Source organism: Helicobacter ibis (assembly GCF_027859255.1).
Taxonomy (GTDB): Bacteria; Campylobacterota; Campylobacteria; order Campylobacterales; family Helicobacteraceae; genus Helicobacter_D; species Helicobacter_D ibis.
Window position 1 is genome coordinate 577,731 of sequence record NZ_JAQHXR010000001.1, and the last position, 21,690, is coordinate 599,420.

The 21,690-nt window shown below is 31.9% G+C and carries 21 protein-coding genes and 1 pseudogene; 17 read left to right on the forward strand and 5 right to left on the reverse strand.

Features of this window, described 5'->3' with window-relative positions; genetic code table 11:
* Nucleotides 1–16: 16 nt before the first annotated feature.
* The 6 genes from fabG (at nucleotide 17) to PF021_RS03215 (ending at nucleotide 6,233) form a co-directional block, all read left to right on the forward strand.
* Complete coding sequence (fabG, locus tag PF021_RS03190) at nucleotides 17–760, forward strand: 3-oxoacyl-ACP reductase FabG (protein ID WP_271020952.1); 744 nt, start codon at nucleotides 17–19, stop codon at nucleotides 758–760.
* A gap of 67 nt (nucleotides 761–827) precedes the next feature.
* Complete coding sequence (acpP, locus tag PF021_RS03195) at nucleotides 828–1,061, forward strand: acyl carrier protein (protein ID WP_271020953.1); 234 nt, start codon at nucleotides 828–830, stop codon at nucleotides 1,059–1,061.
* A 70-nt stretch (nucleotides 1,062–1,131) separates the two neighbouring features.
* The gene (locus tag PF021_RS03200; protein ID WP_271020954.1) at nucleotides 1,132–2,352 is read left to right on the forward strand and encodes a beta-ketoacyl-ACP synthase II; all 1,221 of its coding nucleotides are present in this window, start codon (nucleotides 1,132–1,134) and stop codon (nucleotides 2,350–2,352) included.
* A gap of 9 nt (nucleotides 2,353–2,361) precedes the next feature.
* Nucleotides 2,362–3,288: an acetyl-CoA carboxylase carboxyl transferase subunit alpha gene (accA, locus tag PF021_RS03205; RefSeq protein ID WP_271020955.1), complete on the forward strand. Its 927-nt coding sequence runs from the start codon at nucleotides 2,362–2,364 to the stop codon at nucleotides 3,286–3,288.
* A gap of 11 nt (nucleotides 3,289–3,299) precedes the next feature.
* Entirely contained in the window at nucleotides 3,300–4,469 is a 1,170-nt protein-coding gene (locus PF021_RS03210) for an aminoacetone oxidase family FAD-binding enzyme (protein WP_271021005.1), read from the forward strand.
* Nucleotides 4,470–4,676: 207 nt separating this feature from the next.
* Entirely contained in the window at nucleotides 4,677–6,233 is a 1,557-nt protein-coding gene (locus PF021_RS03215) for a hypothetical protein (RefSeq protein ID WP_271020956.1), read from the forward strand.
* Here PF021_RS03215 and prfB read toward each other — a convergent pair.
* Nucleotides 6,230–7,327: a peptide chain release factor 2 gene (gene prfB, locus PF021_RS03220; protein WP_271020957.1), complete on the reverse strand. Its 1,098-nt coding sequence runs from the start codon at nucleotides 7,325–7,327 to the stop codon at nucleotides 6,230–6,232. The genes PF021_RS03215 and prfB overlap by 4 nt on opposite strands.
* A 96-nt stretch (nucleotides 7,328–7,423) precedes the next feature.
* Here prfB and PF021_RS03225 point away from each other — a divergent pair, with 96 nt between their 5' ends.
* Nucleotides 7,424–8,722: a methyl-accepting chemotaxis protein gene (locus PF021_RS03225; RefSeq protein ID WP_271020958.1), complete on the forward strand. Its 1,299-nt coding sequence runs from the start codon at nucleotides 7,424–7,426 to the stop codon at nucleotides 8,720–8,722.
* Nucleotides 8,723–8,735: 13 nt separating this feature from the next.
* Here the strand turns inward: PF021_RS03225 and PF021_RS03230 are convergent, their stop codons facing one another.
* The 3 genes from PF021_RS03230 to PF021_RS03240 all read right to left on the reverse strand — a co-directional run bounded on the left by PF021_RS03230 (nucleotide 8,736) and on the right by PF021_RS03240 (nucleotide 10,848).
* The gene (locus PF021_RS03230) at nucleotides 8,736–9,302 is read right to left on the reverse strand and encodes a peptidylprolyl isomerase (protein WP_271020959.1); all 567 of its coding nucleotides are present in this window, start codon (nucleotides 9,300–9,302) and stop codon (nucleotides 8,736–8,738) included.
* Entirely contained in the window at nucleotides 9,274–10,203 is a 930-nt protein-coding gene (locus PF021_RS03235) for a ribose-phosphate pyrophosphokinase (protein WP_271020960.1), read from the reverse strand. The genes PF021_RS03230 and PF021_RS03235 overlap by 29 nt, the downstream gene beginning before the upstream one ends.
* Nucleotides 10,204–10,284: 81 nt before the next feature.
* Nucleotides 10,285–10,848: a class I SAM-dependent methyltransferase gene (locus PF021_RS03240; RefSeq protein WP_271020961.1), complete on the reverse strand. Its 564-nt coding sequence runs from the start codon at nucleotides 10,846–10,848 to the stop codon at nucleotides 10,285–10,287.
* A gap of 68 nt (nucleotides 10,849–10,916) precedes the next feature.
* Between PF021_RS03240 and PF021_RS03245 the strand changes: the two genes are divergently transcribed.
* From PF021_RS03245 to pheA, 8 genes and pseudogenes are all read left to right on the forward strand, one after another.
* Complete coding sequence (locus tag PF021_RS03245) at nucleotides 10,917–12,833, forward strand: 6-hydroxymethylpterin diphosphokinase MptE-like protein (protein WP_271020962.1); 1,917 nt, start codon at nucleotides 10,917–10,919, stop codon at nucleotides 12,831–12,833.
* Nucleotides 12,834–13,106: 273 nt separating this feature from the next.
* Nucleotides 13,107–13,466: pseudogene (locus tag PF021_RS08585) on the forward strand (LPP20 family lipoprotein); the annotation flags it as partial.
* 17 nt (nucleotides 13,467–13,483) lie between these two features.
* Entirely contained in the window at nucleotides 13,484–13,927 is a 444-nt protein-coding gene (locus tag PF021_RS03255; protein WP_271020964.1) for a hypothetical protein, read from the forward strand.
* Nucleotides 13,924–14,619, forward strand: coding sequence for a tRNA1(Val) (adenine(37)-N6)-methyltransferase (locus PF021_RS03260; protein WP_271020965.1), 696 nt, complete (start codon nucleotides 13,924–13,926; stop codon nucleotides 14,617–14,619). Before PF021_RS03255 ends, PF021_RS03260 begins: the two co-directional genes overlap by 4 nt.
* Nucleotides 14,613–14,981 (forward strand): YkgJ family cysteine cluster protein, encoded by a 369-nt coding sequence (locus tag PF021_RS03265; protein ID WP_271020966.1) that lies wholly within the window; start codon nucleotides 14,613–14,615, stop codon nucleotides 14,979–14,981. Before PF021_RS03260 ends, PF021_RS03265 begins: the two co-directional genes overlap by 7 nt.
* Nucleotides 14,965–16,257, forward strand: a complete 1,293-nt coding sequence (locus PF021_RS03270; protein ID WP_271020967.1) for a tetratricopeptide repeat protein — start codon at nucleotides 14,965–14,967, stop codon at nucleotides 16,255–16,257. Before PF021_RS03265 ends, PF021_RS03270 begins: the two co-directional genes overlap by 17 nt.
* 9 nt (nucleotides 16,258–16,266) lie before the next feature.
* A complete protein-coding gene (locus PF021_RS03275) occupies nucleotides 16,267–17,013 on the forward strand; it encodes an SDR family NAD(P)-dependent oxidoreductase (protein ID WP_271020968.1) in 747 nt (248 codons plus the stop codon).
* 8 nt (nucleotides 17,014–17,021) lie between these two features.
* A complete protein-coding gene (gene pheA, locus PF021_RS03280) occupies nucleotides 17,022–18,089 on the forward strand; it encodes a chorismate mutase (RefSeq protein ID WP_271020969.1) in 1,068 nt (355 codons plus the stop codon).
* A 331-nt stretch (nucleotides 18,090–18,420) separates the two neighbouring features.
* Here the strand turns inward: pheA and PF021_RS03285 are convergent, their stop codons facing one another.
* Entirely contained in the window at nucleotides 18,421–19,959 is a 1,539-nt protein-coding gene (locus PF021_RS03285) for a Yip1 family protein (protein ID WP_271020970.1), read from the reverse strand.
* Nucleotides 19,960–20,103: 144 nt separating this feature from the next.
* On the opposite strand from PF021_RS03285, the gene purB reads away from it, so the two are divergent.
* A complete protein-coding gene (gene purB, locus PF021_RS03290) occupies nucleotides 20,104–21,429 on the forward strand; it encodes an adenylosuccinate lyase (RefSeq protein WP_271020971.1) in 1,326 nt (441 codons plus the stop codon).
* Between the two features lie 11 nt (nucleotides 21,430–21,440).
* Nucleotides 21,441–21,671, forward strand: a complete 231-nt coding sequence (locus PF021_RS03295) for an NADPH-dependent FMN reductase family protein (RefSeq protein ID WP_271020972.1) — start codon at nucleotides 21,441–21,443, stop codon at nucleotides 21,669–21,671.
* Nucleotides 21,672–21,690 lie beyond the last annotated feature (19 nt).

Here is a 21,690-nt window from a genome sequence, read left to right on the forward strand (position 1 = left end):
TTTTAAGGAATGTAAGATGAAATTTCGTGGTAAAAATGTATTAATAACTGGTGCTAGTAAGGGCATAGGTGCAGAGAGTGCTAGATTCTTATCATCACTTGGGCTAAAGGTATGGATAAACTATCGCTCAAACCCTGAAATAGCAGATGCACTAAAAGAAGAAATAGAGAGAAACGGCGGAGAAGTTGCTGTAATTTGCTTTGATGCAACAAATGAAGAGCAGTTTGTAGAAGCCTTTAATATCATTAATAAAAGCGATGGAGAGTTGGCATATTTGGTAAATAATGCTGGAATCACAAATGATAAATTGTCTATAAGAATGAAAGTGGAAGATTTTAATTCTGTGATTAATTGCAATTTAACATCAGCTTTTATTGGTTGTAGAGAAGCTTTAAAGCATATGAGAAAGCAAGGTTATGGAAGCGTTGTTAATATATCATCCATAGTTGGTGAAATGGGCAATATTGGTCAATGTAACTATGCAGCAAGCAAGGGTGGCATGATAGCTATGACAAAATCTTTTGCTAAAGAAGGCGGTAGCAAAGAGATAAGGTTTAACTGCATAACACCTGGATTTATTAAAAGCGATATGACAGAATCTTTAAAAGAAGAAATAAAGCAAAATTATTATTCAAATATCCCTCTTGGTAGGTTTGGAGAAAGTAGAGAAGTTGCTTCTTGTATAGCGTTTTTATTGTCTGATTATGCAAGCTATATAACAGGCGAGATTTTAAAAGTAAATGGCGGATTATATATGTAAAAAAGTTTAAGAATTTTTTAGCTAGAATAGCATGTTTAAGACAAAATTTTATTTAGGAGAGTTCTAAATGGCAGTTTTTGATGATGTAAAAGCGGTTGTTGTTGAGCAATTAAATGTAAATGACGGAGAGGTTAAGCCAGAATCTAAGTTCGTTGATGATTTGGGTGCGGATTCTTTAGATGTTGTTGAGCTTATTATGGCACTAGAAGAAAAGTTTGAAATTGAAATTCCAGATGAAGATGCAGAAAAAATTGTAACTGTAGGCGATGTAGTAGCATATATAGAAAAAGCAAAATCTTAAATTATAGTATGCCTTTTGGCATACGAATCTTACAAAATTCTATAAATTACAATTTAAGGATCATATAGACATGAGAAGAGTTGTTGTTAGTGGTATTGGTATGATTAATTCGTTGGGGCTTAATAGAGAAGATTCTTTTAAAGCTATTGTTGAAGGAAAATGTGGAGTTAAAACAATCTCCTCTTTTGATGCTAGTGAGTTTCCAGTAAAAATTGCAGCTGAAATTACCAATTTTGATCCAAATTCTGTTATGGATGCTAAAGAAGTAAAAAAGGCTGATAGATTCATACATCTTGGCATTAAAGCTGCTAAAGAAGCTATGGAAGATAGTGGATTAATAGATTTTAATGGTATTAACTATGATAGGTTTGGTATTAGTTCTGCATCTGGTATTGGTGGGCTTATTAATATAGAAAAAAATTCAGTTATAAATGAACAAAGAGGACCAAAGAGAATTTCGCCATTTTTCATACCTTCATCACTTGTAAATATGCTTGGTGGATTTATTTCTATTGAATTTAATTTAAAAGGACCGAATCTTTCTAGTGTAACTGCTTGTGCTGCTGGTGCTCATGGGATTAGTGAAGCTGTAAAGACTATAAAGTTAAATTTGGCTGATAGAATGTTGGTTGTCGCTTCAGAATCTGCTATATGTGGTGTTGGTATAGGCGGGTTTGCTGCTATGAAGGCTCTATCAGATAGAAATGATGAGCCACAACTTGCATCAAGACCATTTGATGCACAAAGAAATGGATTTGTCATGGGTGAGGGTGCTGCTGCTTTGGTTCTTGAAGACTATGAGAGTGCTAAGGCTAGAGGTGCTACTATTTATGCTGAAATTGTAGGCTTTGGAGAGAGTGGAGATGCAAATCACATAACCACACCAGCACCAGAGGGCGAGGGTGCATATAGGGCTATGAAAATGGCATTAGAAATGGCAAATGTAAAAATTGACTATATAAATGCACATGGGACAAGCACAAAATATAATGATATGTATGAGACTATGGCGTTAAAGAGAGTATTTGGAGGAAATGTGCCTCCTGTTAGCTCTACTAAAGGTCAAATTGGACATTGTCTTGGTGCAGCAGGCGGTTTAGAGGCTGTTATTTCTATAATGGCTATGCAAAAAGGGATATTACCACCTACGATAAACCAAGTAGAGAGTGATCCAGATTGTGATTTAGATTATATTCCAAATGTAGCTAGAGAGGCAAAAGTAGATGCTGTAATGAGTAATTCATTTGGCTTTGGTGGCACAAATGGAGTTATTATTTTTAAAAAAATATAAGGAATAAAAGTGTCTGTTTATTTGGATTTTGAATCTAAAATAAAAACAATACAAGATAGCATAGCTACAGCACAATTAAAAAATGATACTCATGCTATTGAAATTTTGCAAAATGATTTGCAAAAGGAAGTTGAAAAAATTTATTCTAATTTGTCAGATTATCAAAAATTGCAACTAGCTAGACACCCTGATAGGCCATATGCTTTAGATTATATTTCTGCTATGCTTAGTGATTCGTATGAAATACATGGCGATAGACATTTTAGCGATGATCATGCAATTGTGTGTTATATCGGCAATATAGATGGACAGAAAATAATGGTAATTGGCGAAGAAAAGGGTAGGGGCACGAAGAATAAAATTTTTAGAAATTTTGGTATGCCAAACCCTGAGGGATATAGAAAAGCTCTAAGAGTAGCCAAAATGGCAGAAAAGTTTAATATACCACTTTTAATGCTTGTAGATACTCCAGGGGCATATCCCGGAGTTGGAGCTGAAGAGAGGGGACAAAGCGAAGCTATAGCTAAGAATCTACAAGAGTTTAGCAAATTGAAGATTCCAACTATTTCAATAGTAATAGGCGAAGGTGGTAGTGGAGGAGCGTTGGCTATTGGCGTTGCAGATAGACTTGCTATGATGGAGTATTCGGTCTTTAGCGTTATTTCACCTGAAGGCTGTGCGGCTATATTGTGGAATGATCCACAAAAGATAGAAAGTGCTACACAAGCAATGAAAATAACTCCAAATGAATTAAAAAAAGCAGGTTTGATTGATGATATAGTCTTAGAGCCAAAAGTTGGAGCACATAGGGATAAAGATTCAGCTGTCAAAGCACTTAAAGAATATGTGATACGAAGCATAAAAGAAATACTAGAAGATAAGGATTATTTGCAAAAAAGATACAATAAACTTATGTCTTATGGGAGCTTTCAATAAAACTTGCAATCATTGGCGGAGGTGCGAGTGGGATCTTCGTGGCAGTTCTGCTTAAGGGTTGTGGGCTTGATATTACAATTTTTGAAAAAAACAAAACAATAGGTAAAAAACTCTTAGCTAGTGGTAATGGTAAATGTAATATACACAATACAAATGGTTCTAGCAGTGATTATGCAAGTTCTAGCCTAGATAAAAATCAAATACAAAAAATTATAAATAAATTTACATATTCTGATTTTTACAAACTATGCAGTAAGCTTGGATTGCCTCTTATAGCAGAAGGAAGCAAAGTATATCCTATGTCTTATAGCGCTAAGAGTGTATTAGAAGTATTTCAGCTTTCTTTAGAGGAAGTTCATATTAGATGTAATGAAGAAATAATAGATATTAAGCTTGATAAAAACTATAAAATAAAAAGCAATAAACAAGAATATGAATATGATTTTGTAGTGGTTTCATGTGGTAGTAATGCACATGAGAGACTAGGTGGTAGTGATAGTGGGTATAGACTAGGTCAGAAATTAGGCTTTCAGCTAGTAGATACTTATCCTGTTTTAACTCCATTAAAATGCAAACAAGTATTTTGTGATTTAAATGGCTTGAAAGTGTTTTCAAAGATAACTCTAAAAGATAAAAATATAAAAATTATAGAGATAGATGGTGATTTATTGTTTACAAATTATGGTGTTTCGGGGTTTGGCATTTTGGATATTTCTTATTATTTGAATCTATGTGAGATTCCTAGTTTTAGCGTTGATTTACTGCCAAATATTTCTAAAGAAGCATTAGAAAAGATTCTAATAAATTCCATTAAAACTTATAAGAATGCCAGTTTGTGCGAGGTTTTAAGCGGTATTGTAAATCCAAAACTAGCAAAATATTTAACAAATAATAAAAAAAGCGATATTAAAAGTATTAAGAACATAGTTTATACAATTAAAAATCTTCAAATAACGCCAGAATTAACTCAAGAAGCAAATAACGCTGAAGTATGCGGAGGTGGGATTAGCTTTGAATGTATAAATATAGATACTTTTGAGAGTAAAAAATATAAAAATTTATATATTATAGGTGAAGTGCTAGATATTGTAGGCAAAAGAGGTGGTCATAATTTAGCTTTTGCTTGGAGTGGTGCTTATATATGTGCTAATTCAATAAAAAAGCGTATGCAGATTCAATAAATATGGCTTAAATTTTAAAGATGTAGAAATTACAGATTCTTTATGACTTGATTTTGTTTTATAGAATAAAGTGTGATTAAAATATTAAATTTAAGGCTTTGAGATTTTAGTAACTTATTAAAATTTTATTTCTTGTTAATTAATTGTTAATTTTTTTAGAAAAGTGTCGATATAACTAATGCAATTTAAATTTTCAAGGAGAAAGTCATGCAGACAGGTATGAATTTCTCTTCTCTTAAAGCCTCATATACCACCACGCATTGGAGTGCTCTTGGAGAAGAGATTAAAAATGATAAAGCAAATAGTGTTCCAACTACTAGCAATACAACCATAAATGAAAAAGATGAAGGAAGCAAAGCTTCAAATGTGGTTGCTTCAAGTGAAGTTGCAAACAATAAGTTTGGCGACCTTCATAAGCAGATTGTATCACATGCAATAGAAAAAATAGCTGAAATTAAAAATGATATTATGAAGATATGGGAGGAGTTATATGGGCAAGATAGACCAACTTCTTCTATTGATAGCATAAAAGATATTACTGATCTTATAAGTGGTAATATTGCCACAAGACCACCTATTCAAATTGGCGGTTCTCAAAGCGGGATAAGCATTACTCAAGGTTTCTATCAATCATTAGAGTTATCTATAAAAGGCACTATAGTAGGACAAGATGGCGTAAAAAAAGAACTTGATTTAAGCATTAGCATATCTCAAAGTTTTATACAAAATATACAAATAAATGGTTCAAATAGCGGAAATGGCAGTGGAAGCATAGTTGATAAAGAAGAGGGTGCTGAAATTATAGATCCGCTTGTTATTGACTATGAAGGAAGCGGGACTGAACTAAGCGATACTACGATGAGCTTCGATCTTGATAGCGATGGTAAAGAAGATCAAATATCAACTCTTAAAAAAGGCTCTGGATTCCTAGCGTTAGATAAGAATAATGACGGAAAAATTAATGATGGCAATGAGCTATTTGGCACACAAAGTGGAGATGGATTTAAAGATCTAGCACAATATGATAGTAATAAAGATGGCAAAATAGATAAAAATGATCCAATATACAATAAGCTTAGAATTTGGTCGCCAAATGAAAAAGGAGAAGGCGAGTTAGTAGGCTTAGGTGAGAAGGGTATAGGGGTTATATATCTTGATGCTAAAGATGATAAAGAGTATCTAATGGGTGAGAAGGGGGACTTGCTAGGTATTAAGCAAAAGACTTCTGATTTTATTAGAGATGATGGAAGTAGTGGTAATATCCACCATATAGACTTGGTAAAAGATCCAATAAAATCACAACAACAAAATGAACAAATACTAAATAGTATGCTAAATGGCAATAGCCTACTTGGCTCTAAGGTGTATTTGGAGAATCTAAGCTTTAGTGCTTCATGGACTGAAACGAATTTTGCCTCTACATCAATTAGCAACAATGGTAATGGTGGCTTTAATTGGAGTTTTAGCAGTGCAACATATAAGAGTTTCTCGTTTAGCTTTAGTTTGGATTCATTGCACAATGCCACAAATGGCGTGAGTGCTGATATATCAAATATTTGGAAAAAATTAGAAGAAAGCTTCAAAGATATAGAATCTATTGGAAGCAATAATCAACCTAATAGCGGATTGGTTGATTTACTACTAAAGAGATTCGATGAGGCAAACTACTCTAAATTAAATGAGCTTTTATTTAACTCAAGCGAGAGTGAGAGCCCATTTAAAAACAACTTGAATCTACAAGAGTTAGCACGACTAATTTCTTAAGATTCTTTGGTGGAGTTATAGACTAACACTCCTTCTAAAATTTCATCTATATCTCCATCTAGTATCGCACTAACATTGCTATATGCAATGTTGGAGCGCAAATCTTTTATTTGTTGGTGAGGTGCTAACACATAGCTCCTAATTTGATATCCCCAACCTATCTCACTTTTTTCATCTATATTTGTTTCTTCTTCTTTTTTTAATCTTTCTCTTTCATATAGCTTTGCTTTTAGCATTTTTAAAGCACTTGCTTTATTTTTGTGTTGGCTTCTATCATTTTGACATTGCACTACTATGCCTGTTGGTAGGTGCGTGATTCTTATTGCAGATTCTGTTTTATTTACATGTTGCCCCCCTGCACCTGAAGCACGGTATGTATCTATTCTTAAGTCTTTTTCTTCTATTTGTATTTCTATATCATCTTCTATTTCTGGTATTACACTAACTGAAGTAAAACTTGTATGTCTTTTTGCGTTTGAATCAAATGGTGAAATTCTAACTAGTCTATGTACACCGTTTTCAGCTTTTGCGTAGCCATAAGCATTTTCTCCTTTTATGATAAAACTTGCATCTTTTATTCCTGCTTCATCTCCTTCTTGATAGTCTAAGAGTTCAACCTTAAAGCCTCTTCTCTCAGCCCATCGCAAATACATTCTATATAGCATTGAAGCCCAATCTTGAGATTCTGTTCCGCCAGCACCTGGAGTGATTGTAAAAATTGCATTATTTGAATCTAATTTATCGTTTAGCATTACCTCTATTTCTGCATTTTTTATTGTTTGATTTAGATTATCTGCTTCTTCAAATAAAGATTCTAAGAGTTCTTCATCATCATTTGCTAGTTCAAATAATTCTTTTGCGTCATTTAGGGCTTTTGTGGCTGTGTTATATTTTTCTAATTGTCTTATATATATTTTTTTTTCTTTTTGCAAATTAGCTGCATTTTTCGCATCAGCCCAGAAGCTTGAATCTTGCTCTTTACTTGAGATTTCATTTATTTTTTCTTGCAGTATTTTTGGGTTTAATATTTTTTCTATATTTTGTTGTTTGCTTTCTAGTTCTTTTAGTAGCTTACCATATTCATAATTATCCATCTATATTCCTTAGAATTATTTAGTGAAATTATATTTTATTTTTTTATAATTTTTGATACAATCTATGCTTTTATTTTAAATTTGTGGGAACTTCTTATGTTTGGTAAAAATGCTAAAAATAATAACACTTCAAATGCTGTAAGTGCCAAATGTCTAGATTATGCAAGACAGCTTAAAGCAATAAATAAATCAATGGCGGTTATTTCATTTACTCCAGATGGCATTATTTTAGATGCTAATGAAAATTTCTTAAAAACAGTTGGATATACATTAGATGAAATAAAAGGCAATCATCATAAGATGTTTTGTCAAAAACAATTAGTCGAATCTCAAGAATATGTAGATTTTTGGAACACATTAAAGAGAGGCACTTTTGTGTCTAAACTTTTTAAGCGTGTGAAGAAAAATGGAGATATTATTTGGCTAGAGGCAAATTACAATCCAATACTAGATGAAGAAGGGAATGTAGTTAAAGTTGTGAAATTTGCTTCTGATATTACTGATAGGGTTAATGAGCAACTAGATTTAAAAAATGTAATGAATGCAGCAGATAAATCTATGGCTTTAATTCAATTTATGCCAGATGGGACAATTATAGAGGCTAATGAGAATTTTTTAAATACGGTTAAATATAGCCTAAATGAAATAAAAGGCAAACATCATGAGATGTTTTGCGATTCAAACTATACAAAGACGGAATCTTATAGGGAGTTTTGGAAAAAACTTCAAAGTGGTGAATTTATATCAGATACATTTGTAAGATATGACAAAAACGGAAATCAGCTGTGGTTAATTGCAAGTTATAACCCTGTTTTTGATAGCGAAGGAAAGGTTTATAAGGTTATTAAATTTGCAACTGATATAACTGCTCAAAAAAATAGAGAAGAACAATCGCAACAAATTGTAACAGAAAGCGTAAATGAAAATAGTGTTCTTACAAATCAAGGTATGGATGTGATTGGTAGAACGGTTGAAAATATCCAAGAAATAGCCTCTGTAATGGCTGAAAACTCTGAAAGAATAGAGCAGTTAAATAAACAAAGTGAAGAGATAACTTCAATAGTGCAAACTATTAAAGATATAGCAGACCAAACAAATCTACTAGCACTAAATGCAGCAATAGAAGCTGCAAGAGCAGGAGAACATGGTAGAGGATTTGCAGTTGTTGCAGATGAAGTAAGAAAGTTAGCAGAAAGAACTGGTAAATCAATTACTGAAATTACAACAACGGTAAATACAATCAAAGATGAAACAAGCCAAGTTGTTGAAAAGACACAATATAGCATTGAAAGGGTTAATTCAAGTGTTGAATTAGCAGAAGATGCTAGAGAGGTTATGAATAGGATTCAAGCTAGTGCAGATGATTTGAGAAATAAAATAAATTCACACGAGTAATTTAAAGCCTATGTTATTGTATTACATAGGCTTTTATTATTTTTTGTTCTTTAATTGGTCTGTCATTTTGATTAGTTTGTGTGTATTCTATCTTTCTTAGTGCTCTTAAGCTTTCTTCTTCTTTATCCTTGCTTATTTCTCCAAAGATTGTGTGGTATCCATTTAAATGAGGTGTTCTAGTAGTGGTGATAAAAAATTGACTTCCATTTGTATTTGGACCTGAATTTGCCATTGCTAAGATTCCAGCTCTATCAAATGCGTATCCTTGTTTTATCTCATCTTCAAAATCATTTTTCCAAATAGATTCTCCACCTCTACCAGTTCCTGTAGGGTCTCCACCTTGAATCATGAATTTTTTAATAACCCTATGAAATATAACTCCATTGTAGTAGCCATTATTTATATGTGTAACAAAGTTTTCTACTGCTTTTGGTGCGACATCTGGGAAGAGAGTTAGAGTAATATTCCCAGAAGTTGTCTCAAGCACAGCTTGTATTTTTTGACTTTCTTTTGCGTTTATAAAGCCAACTAAAAAAAATACAATAAAGATTCTACAAAAATAGTGAATTAACACTTTCATTATTGTTTATCCTCCTTATTACTTCTGCAAATAGTGGTGCAACGCTTAGTGTTTTTATTTTTGAGCATTCTTTTTTTAGTGGGATTGTATCAGTTACTATTACTTCATCTAGCTCACTATTTTCGATTCTCTCATACGCAGGTCCGCTTAATACCGCATGTGTCCCTAATGCAATCACACTTAAAGCACCTTTTTGCTTAAATGCACTTGCAGCTTTTACTATTGTCCCTGCAGTATCTATCATATCATCGATTAGGATTACATTTTTGTCCTCAACACTGCCTATTACATTCATAACTTCGCTTTCATTTGCCTTTTCTCTTCTTTTGTCAATTATGGCTATGTCTAGTTCTAGAAGTTTTGCAAAATATCTAGCTCTTGCTATACCACCTATATCTGGGCTTGCTACTATTGCGTTTATAAAGCATTTTGATTGTATATATTCTTTAAATACGATAGAGCCATATAAATTATCAACCGGAATATCAAAGAAGCCTTGAATTTGTCCTGCGTGAAGATCCATTGTTATTATTCTTGTAATACCTGCTATTTGCAATAAATCTGCTACTAGCTTTGCGCTAATTGGGACTCTAGGTGCCGCCTTTCTATCTTGTCTTGCATAGCCAAAGTAGGGCATTATCACATTTATACAATTTGCAGAGCTTCTCTTTAGTGCATCTGTCATTATTAGAAGCTCCATTAAATTATCATTTGTGGGTTCGCAAGTTGGCTGTATTACAAAAACATCTTTACCTCTCACACTCTCGCACAAACGAATACTTATCTCGCCATCGCTAAAGCGTGAAACTTCGGCTTTCGCTAATTCAACATCTAGTTGTTTTGCTACTTTCTTTGAGAATTCTTCATGAGCACTTCCGGTAAATATTTTAAAATCAGGCATGAAATTCCTTTGTTCGTAAAATAAAACTTGGATTCTATTTAAAAAACAATTATTGAATCTTAAATTGCATGGAAACTTTGCTTATTTTTTACAATAAAAGATTATTGCAGGAGGAAAGTTCTTCCAAATAATTTTGGACACTTTTACTTTTGAGAATTTTTTATGAAGTATTTTTCTAAATGACTTTGCTTGTGGTGTTGGTAATGCATACATGAATGTAGAAAATACTCCACCTTTTTTTAGTGATTCGTTTATATTGGATAGCAGTGTGATTTTATCTTTTGGCTTTAGTATAGTCCAAGGAATCCCAGATATAACTATGTCCAAATTTTCTATATTTTTTGATTTTATTATGTTATTTATGTTGTTTGCATTTTGATTTTCTATATATACATTTGGTGTTTGTCCAAACTTGTCATACAATATATTGTAGAAATTTTTATTTATTTCTATCGCTATAAATGTTGAATTTTTATCTTTTAGTCTTATTATCTCATTTGTAAAGCTACCTAAGCCCGGACCTATTTCTGCTATACATTTTGCATTTTGTATATTTAGATTATGCGTCATAGCTACACTTAATGCTTTACTGCTAGAGCAAAAAGCACCAACTTTTCTTGGCTGTTTTAGAAACTCCAAAAACATATTGATTCCTAATCTATCGATAAATTTAATGTATAATACACTAATTATGTTTAATTTTAAGGTGTTAAATGGGTATTTTGGAGATTTTAAGAAGTTCTAGTTGTGAAGAAATACAAAAGTTTTGCGAACAGAGATTTAGTAACAATATGACATTTTTCGCAGAATATTATCCACATTTAATAACTCCATTACAACAACCAGCTAATGATTATAGGCTATATATAGGAAAAGAGGGCATAAATATAATAGATGTTAAAAATAACACTCTAGTTTATGATATTGTAGATGGCAAAAGCATGATGCTTGATATAAGTGAGGATTTGGCATATAATCCTCCGATAAACAAGAAATGGGATAGATATTTTGGCTCTGAGACTTCAATAATGGGAGATGAGTTTCGAAATACTGCAAAGATGTGCAATGGTCTTTTAGAATTTGTAACAAACAATAAAGCAACAACACAAGCATATCATTTACCTAATGGATTATTACCCTCAATTACCATGCTTGGTTTAGGTGGTGGCATTGCTTTGCAGATATTGGCAGAAAATTACTTTATCCATAGCTTTTTGATATTTGAAGAAAATTTAGATATGTTTAGAATTGCTTGTTTTTTTATCGATTTTCCTTTATTGTTTGTTAAAACAAATAACAATTCTGGATATATGTTTATAGAAAGCTTAATAAATAGGGAAGCAATCATCTCTTATTTTGCCCTTAGAAGATTTAGTGCTTGTGCTATAAGATTTGAACTTGCTATGTATAACACGCCAACGATACAAAGTGTCAAAGATATAATTTATGAAGCACATAGTTTGGCTATGAGAGGTTGGGGGACATTTGAAGATGAAATAATAGGTGTTACTAATAAAAAGGCTACAAAAACATCTAGGATTCTAATAGAACCAAAGAGGGTAAATGCACCTATATGTGTGGTTGGAAATGGACCTAGCTTAGATTCATTGTTACCATTTATAAAAGACAATAAAGACAAAATGATAATATTTTCTTGTGGCACCGCATTAAAACCATTGCTGAACTATGGTATAAAACCTGATTTTCAAATAGAAATAGAAAGACATGATTACTTGGATAAAGTTCTGCTTGAAGCACCTTTAGATGATATTCCACTATTGTGTGCCAGTGTGCTTAATAAAAATGCAAAAGAAGTAGCAAAAGAGTTATATATTTTTGAAAGAGAAGGTTCAGCAGCTGCTGCTTTAAATAGACCAAAGTTTCAAGTTGGGTTTGCTGCGCCATTTGTTGGTAATGCAGGAGCTGCATTGGCCGCATATCTTGGGAGTGATGTTTTGTTGTGTGGTATTGATTGTGGCTATAAAAAAGGCTCTACAAAACATGCCAAAGGCTCTCACTATGGAGAAGAGAAGGCAGAGATTCCAGAGGATGCGTATAGGGTAGATGGTAATTTTAGTGATGATATTTATTCAGATTCATTATTTTCACTATCTCGTGCTACGTTAGAAGAAGCATTTGCAAGACTTAACCCTTTTAATGTTTTAAACTTAAGTGATGGTGCTTATATAAAAGGTGCTAAGCCAACTTTGGCAGATGAGTTTGAATTAAAGAAAATAAATAAAAAGCAAGAAATAAAGAATCTAAAATCACTCTTTGGTGATCCTAGTGAGATTGGATTTTATTCTAAAGATGATAAGATATATATGTTTGAGATTCTTGCTTTTAAACGACATCTATCAGATATGTTTAAGCAAAAAATCACAAATAAAAAAGATTTGTTTAATTGTTTAGATAGGTTCATAGATGAAATAGTAAAAGTAGCAAAGAGGGACGATTTTATTACAATATTATTTGGCGGATCAATAAGTCACTTTTTATACACAATAGCTTTAGCGGCATTGCATATACCTAGTGATAATATATTACCATTATGGAAGAAGGCAGGGGAGTTGTTTGATGAAAATTGTGAAAAGATGATAGCGGAATTCCGTGAAACGCTAAAGTTGTAAAGTTGGAACACTTATTGCTTTACTATGTTTTGTAAATTAATGTCAAAAAGGATTGAAATGACAAAGAAAACAATATCTTCAGTATTAGCAGGAATGCTTTTAGGGACAAGTTTATTAGTAGCACAAGTAGGTGGAGTTAGTACTTCTACTTCTGTTGTTGGAGTTAGTCCTTCTACTTCTCCAGTTGGCAGATCAAGCTTCCAAACTAGTGGTAGAAACTCAAATGCACCATCAGGATTGCAAGGTGTAGAAGTTGGTGGAGATGAGATATTAATCCCAAATGCACCTATGATGACACCATCTAGCATTATTGAAATTAGTGCTATTGGTATGGGTGTAGCACCCGAAACTACGGTTTCTCCTGCACAAGCTTTAGCGTTAGCTAAGAGAGCTGCAATTGTAGATGCTTATAGACAAATTGGTGAAAAAATGTATGGTATTAGAGTAAATGCACAAGATACAGTTAGAGACATGGTGCTAAAGAACTCTACTATCAAAACTAAAGTTATGGCGGTTATTAGAAATGCTGAAATAGTAGAAACTATCTATAAAGATGGATTATGCCAAGTTAGCATGGAATTAAAGCTTGATGGAAAAAGATGGTATCGTGTATTAACAGGCGAACAATTCTAGGATTGTTGCTTATCTTTATGGTAGTGGGGTGTGCAAATCCCACTTTACCAAGCAATAAAAAATCTGCAGTTGTCTTATTTCTTACAAATTCTTTTAAATACAATGATGTTGGATTTTTGAAAAAAGATTCAAATAATGCTTCTTTAGAGTTGTTTAATGCTGGAAATTTACTTTTTAGCTTTAAAGTTACAAAAAATAGTATTTGTATAGATAATCAATGCTATTCTAATGCCTCACTTGTTAGGCGATTTTTTGGCGATGATTCTTATTTGGGACTTGATTTTAGGAATGTTTTATTGGGAGAACCAATATTTAACAAAGAAGGATTCTTGAAAAATGAATTTGGATTCACACAGACAATTAAAAGATCCCAAGGAACACTTATATATATTGTAAATAAAAATGGAATCTATCTAAAAGATTCAAGCCAAAAACTAGTTTTAGAAATAGAGTATCAATGACGCAAATTTATCAACCAAAAAATGGATACTGCTACAATAGCGATACTTTGTTTTTGTATGACTTTGCACTTAAGTTTCTAAAAAAAGATTCATATGTGCTTGATGTTGGGGCTGGTTGTGGGATACTTGGGATCTTATGTGCTAGAGATATATCAATAAGCTTAAGTTCAATTGAAAAAAACAAAAATGCATTTTTATTGTGTGCGAATAATTTTAGGATAAATAAAATAAGTGCTAATTGTATTTTGGGTGATTTTTTAGAATATGATTTTTTGGAATCTAGATTTGATTTTATTATCTCAAATCCGCCTTTTTACCACTCAAATGTAATAAAGAGTGAAAATGAGTGGATTTATATGGCAAGATATAGCGAGAATCTACCATTATTATCAATGATAGAAAAGATAAATTCAATTTTAAAACCTAATGGAGAGTTTGTCTTTTGCTATGATTCAAAGGCACTTTGTGATGTGCTTACTTCTCTAAAGCGATACAAAATTAATCCAATAGAAATAAGATTTGTATATCCTAGTAGTTCAAAAGATTCTACTATTTTTCTATGTAGGGCAAAGAAAAATTCAAAAAGTCAAAGTAAAATATTGCCACCATTATTTACACATGATAATGGAGAATTTAGCATGGAAGTAAAAGAGATTTATAAAAAAGCAAATACATGGAGCATTAAATGTTAGAGTATGATTTTACCTTTGATCCTTCAAAGTGCGAAGAGTGTGGCGGAAAGTGTTGCACTGGGGAGAGTGGATATGTCTTTGTAACGCCTTATGATATAGAAGAAATATCGAAGTTTTTAAATATGGATTTTAATGAATTTTCTGTAAAATTTGTCCGAAAAGTAGGGTATAAATACTCACTAACAGAGAAGATTCAAAAAGATGGCAAAGGACATGCTTGTGTGTTTTTTGACGAAGAGACAAGAAAATGTCAAATATATAGCAGAAGACCAAAGCAATGTGTGTCATTTCCGTTTTGGGAATGCTATAAAGATGACTTTGAACCATTATTAAAGGAATGTATAGGTGTTTGCAAGAAGTAGTGTTTTGTTTTTGGTTGCTATTGTTATCTTTGTATATGGTTGCGTTAGAGCGACAAATGTAGTTAATAATCCTTATATCTTTGAATCTGTAAGTAGAGAAGATGAGTATATTGCATTAGGTTATTATTACTTAGATCTCAAAAAATATAAAGAAGCAAAAGATGCTTTTCAACAAGCTTATACAATTACAGATAATAAGGTGTATTTGAAGGAGATTATAGGAATCTTAATACTTATGGGAGATGTAAGTGAAGCTAAAAAGCAAGCAGATCGATATTTAAAGACAAATTTAGATGACGATGAAATAAGAAATGTTCTAATAGGGATTCTAACTTCAACCAAACAATACGAAGCTGCAAGATTTGAGGCACGAATCCTTGTGAAAAATGATAGAAGTGAAAAAAACTTAGAAACGCTATCTTCTGTGTATTTTTTACAAAATGATTATAAAAATAGTGCAAAATATCTGCAAGAGGCCTATGAAATAAACCACAATGAGCTTATTTTAGATAAACTTGCTTCAACTTATGCTTTGTTTTTAAATGATACAAATAAGTCTATAAATCTATATAAAAATCACATAAAAAAGTATGGAATAACGCAGTTAATAGGTGAAAAGTTAGCTCTAATATATGTAAAAGAAGAGAAATATGAACAAGCAATTCAGATATATAAACAACTATATGAAGAGACAAACAAGATTCAATACTTGCAAGTCATACTAGAAATCTATCTAAAAACAAAAGAGCTAAATAAAGCACAAAAACTACTAGAAACTAATCATAGCTTGACATATAGCGATGAGAGATTTTTGGAGATTTTATTAGATATTTATAATATTAAAAAAGATTATAAAAACAGCATTAGAATCTTAAATGATTTATATGATATGAGCGGTAATTCAGGCTATTTAGCACTAGAGGCAGTGTATATATACGAAAGTGCAAATGATAAAAAAGATAAAAAGATTCTAAATGAAGTTAGCACAAAGCTAGAAAAAGCATTGCAAGACTTTAATGAAGCATTATATCTTAATTATCTTGGGTATTTGCTAATTGATAATGACATGGATATAAATAAGGGCATTAAATATGTAGAAAAAGCTTTATTAATAGAGCCTTCTAATGTATATTATTTAGATTCGCTTGCATGGGGTTATTATAAACTAAAAGATTGCAAGAAGGCAAAAGAGATAATGTCTACAATATCGCAAGAAGAGATAAATAAAGAAGAAGAAATATTAGAGCATAATAAAAAGATACAAACTTGTAAATAGGGGTTGTTTATGAGTGTTTTAGTTACTGGAGCTTCAGCTGGATTTGGTAGGGCTATTGCAAAGAAGTTTGCTAATAATGGACATAAGGTTGTAGCAGTTGCAAGAAGGAAAGAAAAGCTAGAATCTTTAAAAGATGAAATTAAAAATTGTCAAATTATTGCTTGTGATATTTGCAATAGAGATGAATTATTAAGAGGCTTTGAATCTTTGGATAAAGATTATAAAGATGTAGATATTTTAATAAATAATGCTGGATTAGCACTTGGAATTGCTAAGGCTCAAAATTGTGAATTTGATGATTGGGATAGAATGATAGAGGTAAATATTAAGGCATTAAGCTTTATTACTCATTACTTTTTACCAAAAATGATAGAAAATAAAAATGGACATATAATAAATATAGGCTCAATAGCAGGGACATATCCGTATCCGGGAGGTAATGTATATGGAGCTACAAAAGCATTTGTAAAGCAATTTTCTTTAAATCTAAAAGCTGATGTGGCAGGAAGCGGGGTTAGGGTTAGCAATATTGAGCCGGGTTTGTCTAGTGATAGCGAGTTTTCGCTTGTTAGATTCAAAGGAGATAGTAAAAAGGTGGAGGAGTTATATAGAGATTCAAATGCATTAAAACCAGAAGATATTGCAGAATCTGTGTATTTTGTCGCAAATATGCCAAAACATGTAAATATAAATAGCATAGAATTAATGCCAACTTCACAGAGTTTTGCTGCATTAGATGTGTATCGTTCAAAGTAGGGGGATTTATGAAATTACAGCATTTTAGAGAAGAGATAGATAATATTGACGATAAGATTTTAGAGCTTTTAGATAAGCGAATGGAAATCGTAAAGAGAATAGGGAAGACAAAGACAACAAATAATATTCCAATCTACCACCCAAAACGAGAACAAGAAATAATAAATCGCCTAAGTGCTAAGAATCCAAACTTTCTAACTAAAAGTGCGATAGAGGCGATTTATTTAGAAGTGTTTGCAGTTAGTAGAAATTTAGAGCTACCAGAAAAAGTAGCCTATTTAGGACCTATTGGTAGCTATACACATCAAGCAGCTGAAAGCAGGTTTGGTGCTATGTGTGAATATTTCTCACACAATACAATACAATCTACGATAAAGTCGCTAGAGAGTGGTCGCGTGAGCTATGCAGTAATACCCATAGAGAATAATCAAAATGGATTTGTTGGAGAGACTTTAGACCTTTTGAGGGATACTAGATACAACATAGTTGCTGAAGTTTATATGCCGATTCATCATTGCTTTGCTTCGCTATCAGAAAAGCTAGATGAAATAGAGGTTTTATACTCTAAAGATATAGCCTTTGGGCAATGTTTTAATTTCTTAAATGAACATAGTTTAGACCATATAGAAAGAATCCCAGTAGAATCCACAGCAAAAGCAGCACAACTAGCAAGTGAAAACAAAAAAAGTGCAGCAATTTGTTCAAGTATTGCTTCAAAGCTTTATAATGTGCCTGTTATGTTTGATAATATAGAAGATACAAGTGGTAATAAAACTAGATTTATAATTATGAGTAATTTTAAAAATCAAAAAAGCGGAAATGATAAGACAACTATTTTTGCAAATTTGGAAGGCTCTGATAAGCCGGGAGTGTTATATCAGCTATTATATGATGTAAGGGATTTAAATATAAATATGACTTCAATTCAATCGCGTCCTTCAAAGATGAATGGTAATTTTGAATATTGTTTTTTTATAGATATTGATGGACATATTGATGATGCTAATGTGAGCGAATTATTTTCTCGTTACAGAAAAGAACTAAAATGGCTAGGAAGCTATCTTAAAAATTGTTAAAACTATTAGGGTAGCTATTGCATTGCCAACAAATGGTGTAGCAAACCAAATTCGAAACTTTGGTCTATCCAAAGTAACATCAACAGAGCTTTTAGTTAAATACAAATTTGATAAAGATTTATAATATATTCCAATGTTGAGAGGGTTATTGTGTAAAACATAATTTAAAATGCCGGTTTTGTGTAACACAAATTGCACTTAGGTTTTACTAGAGCAGTGGCGTAAATAGTCCAAAAGACGCAAGAGGCAAAGAATACAAGAAAATCTTAAAATTGATTTTTCTTGCACAATGTCAATGCAAAGTGCATTTGATTGGTGTTAAATCGTGAAATTAATACACTGAATTATTAACATCTGATGATTTGATGTTAAATTGTGGGCTAATGCATTCAAAAACCAAATCATTATCTCTTTTATGTAAAATGCGAATGTTTGTGAGTTGAACTTTTTCATTGATTTTATTTTTTGTCTGGCAAATTGATGGAATATTAATTGTGTGAATTGAATTTAATGTTAGGTTTTTTGCATTGCTTGGAATATTGCTAATTTTGGAAAATAAATCACTTTCTTTTGCTAAAACAGGGTTACTTTTGCAGGCTAGCAAAATCTCTTCTCCTCTGTTTGAGAGTATATGGACATTTTTTAAAATAATTTCATTTTTTGACAGGATAAAATAGCAATTTTTTTGATAATTTGAAGGAGTGTCGGACTTTAAAGAGATAGAACTTAAATTATAATTGCCTAGTTTTAGTAGAGATATAATATTTGATGAAAAAAGCATTAGGATTATCAAAAGAGTTGCTATGAAAGTGGTCATAATAAAAGGGGAGTTTATGATGCTAAAGTTGAGTTTTAATGGTAAAAATATAAAGAAGAAATTATAGATGAAAAATAAAGCAGTAAGCAACATTAAATCTTCCCAAGTATCAGTTGGTTCTATTAGTGATAAAATCAATAAAATATAAACAATAAAATTGCAAACAACTAGAAAAAACATATAAAGCAATGAAGAATATTTATCTTTATGATTTTTAATAACAAATATTGCAACAACAAAAAATGCAATCAATAATGAAACACAAAGTACAACTAAGATCCATTGTGGAAAAATGTCAAAGACATCTCCTAAAGAGACAAAAATAATCAAAAGAAGTGGTGTCTCAATAAGTGCAATAAAGGTTAAAATTTGTTTATTGCTCCAGTAGTGTTTAGAATTTTCTTGTATCTTTTTTATATAAAAAATAAAAAATGTAAAGATTGAACCTATAAAAATAGTACAAGTTATACCAATAACTCCCGTTACAGCCATTAAATACAACATATTATCTTGTGTAATAATGGGTGTATAATGAATATCTATAATAAAATACTTCATTAAAATAAGTGCTCCTATGACATTACATAGTGTCAATAGTAATACCCAGTGCTTAACAAAGTATTTTGCAAGATTATATAGAGAGTTCATATAATACTTTTCATCAAATTTAATACATAAATTTTCTAAGAAAAATTTATCTTGCTCGTATTGTTTTCCAATTTCATCTTTCCTCTTTTTTTCTTTGGCGTCATGATAAATCTCTATTGCGGTATGATTTTTTAACGCTTGAAGTAGCGTGTGGGCAGTGTAGTAAATTTCATTATTTAATTCTTTAAGTTGCGCAGAAAGCTCTATGGTGTATTTTGGGACATCTAATAAATCTTTTTTATTTTTAGCGAGTTTTTTAAGCTCAAAACATTTATTTTTAATGGAATCTAACTTTGAATTATGATAAAACTCATTTATCCAATTTATTGTTTCTTGATAAGTTTTTGCAAAAATTTCTTTTTCTTTTAAAAACTCTTTTATAAGTTTATTATGGGTATCTTGCATAATTGTCCTTTAAAAAACAAAGTTCTAAATATCTCTTTTTTATTCAAAATCACAAAAGAATTATAAAGAAGTAATTTAATGCTTCTAGTTTATATAAACAAAAGTATCTTATAATTTTATTTATATTATAAGTTAAGGATAAGTATGGTTGAAAGATACGCACGAGAAGAGATGAAAAAACTATGGGATATGAATGCCAAATACTCTGCATGGCTAGAAGTTGAAAAGGCTTTAGTTAGAGGCTGGAATAAGCTAGGGCTTGTTCCAGATAGCGATTGTGAGAAGATTTGCAAAAATGCAAAATTTGACATTGCAAGAATAGACGAGATTGAAGCAATTACTAAGCATGATTTAATTGCATTTACCACAAGTGTAGCAGAATCTTTGGGTGAAGAATCAAGATGGTTTCATTATGGAATTACTTCAAGTGATTGTATTGATACTGCTGTTGCATTGCAAATGAGAGATTCTTTAAAAATTATTTTACAAGATGTTAAAGAGTTAAAAGAAGCAATTAAAAATCGTGCAATGGAGCATAAAGACACACTTATGGTTGGGCGAAGCCATGGCATTCATGGAGAACCTATTACCTTTGGCTTAGTTTTAGCCATATGGTATGATGAGATCTCACGCCACGAGAAGGCTTTAGAATCCACAATGGAAGTAATATCTGTGGGACAGCTAAGCGGTGCTATGGGCAATCTAGCTCACACACCAATAGAGCTTGAAGAGCTAGTGTGTGCAGATCTAGGGCTTAAAGCTGCTCCTGCTAGCAATCAAGTAATCCAAAGGGATCGTTATGCTAGGCTTATGAGCGATTTAGCACTTTTGGCTAGTAGTTGTGAGAAGTTTGCTGTTCAAATCCGACATATGCAAAGAACAGAAGTGTATGAAGCAGAAGAATATTTTAGCGAGGGACAAAAGGGAAGCTCTGCTATGCCACACAAAAGAAATCCAGTGCTAAGCGAAAACATAACAGGGCTTTGTAGAATAATAAGATCTTATGCTTTGCCTTCTATGGAGAATGTAGCCCTTTGGCATGAAAGAGATATTAGCCACTCTAGTGTGGAGAGATTCATCTTACCAGATAGTTTTATTGCAAGTGATTTTATGCTTGTGCGCCTTACAAACCTTATAAAAAACCTCGTCGTATATCCTAAAAATATGATGAAAAACCTAAATCTAACCGGTGGGCTAGTCTTCTCTCAAAGAATCTTACTAGAGCTTCCAAAAAAAGGTGTAAAAAGAGAAGAAGCCTATAAAATCGTGCAAAGAAATGCCATGAAAGTATGGGCGGACTTACAAGAGGGTAAAGCTGTGGTAAATGACAAGGGCGAAAGCTTGTATTTACAACATTTATTAAGCGATAGCGATCTTGTAAATATCATCGGAGAAGAGGCAATTAAAGAATGCTTTGAGTTTAGCTACTACACTAAAAATGTAGATTCTATCTTTAAGAGAGTGTTTTAGGTAGTTTTATTATGAAAGCATTAATTATTTTCGCACATACATTTTGGGAGGCTTCTAGCACTAACAAAATTCTCTTAAAATCTACTAAAAATATGCAATCTTTACTTAAACCGCTTTATTATACTTTTGCATATGTTGGTTGCATAAGTGTAGAATATTATGCAATATTTAATGCCAATAGAGGCAACATTGATATAAATGCATATCACAAGGCCATAAAAAAGGCTAATGCTTGTGGATAATGTTTAGTATATTTTAAGG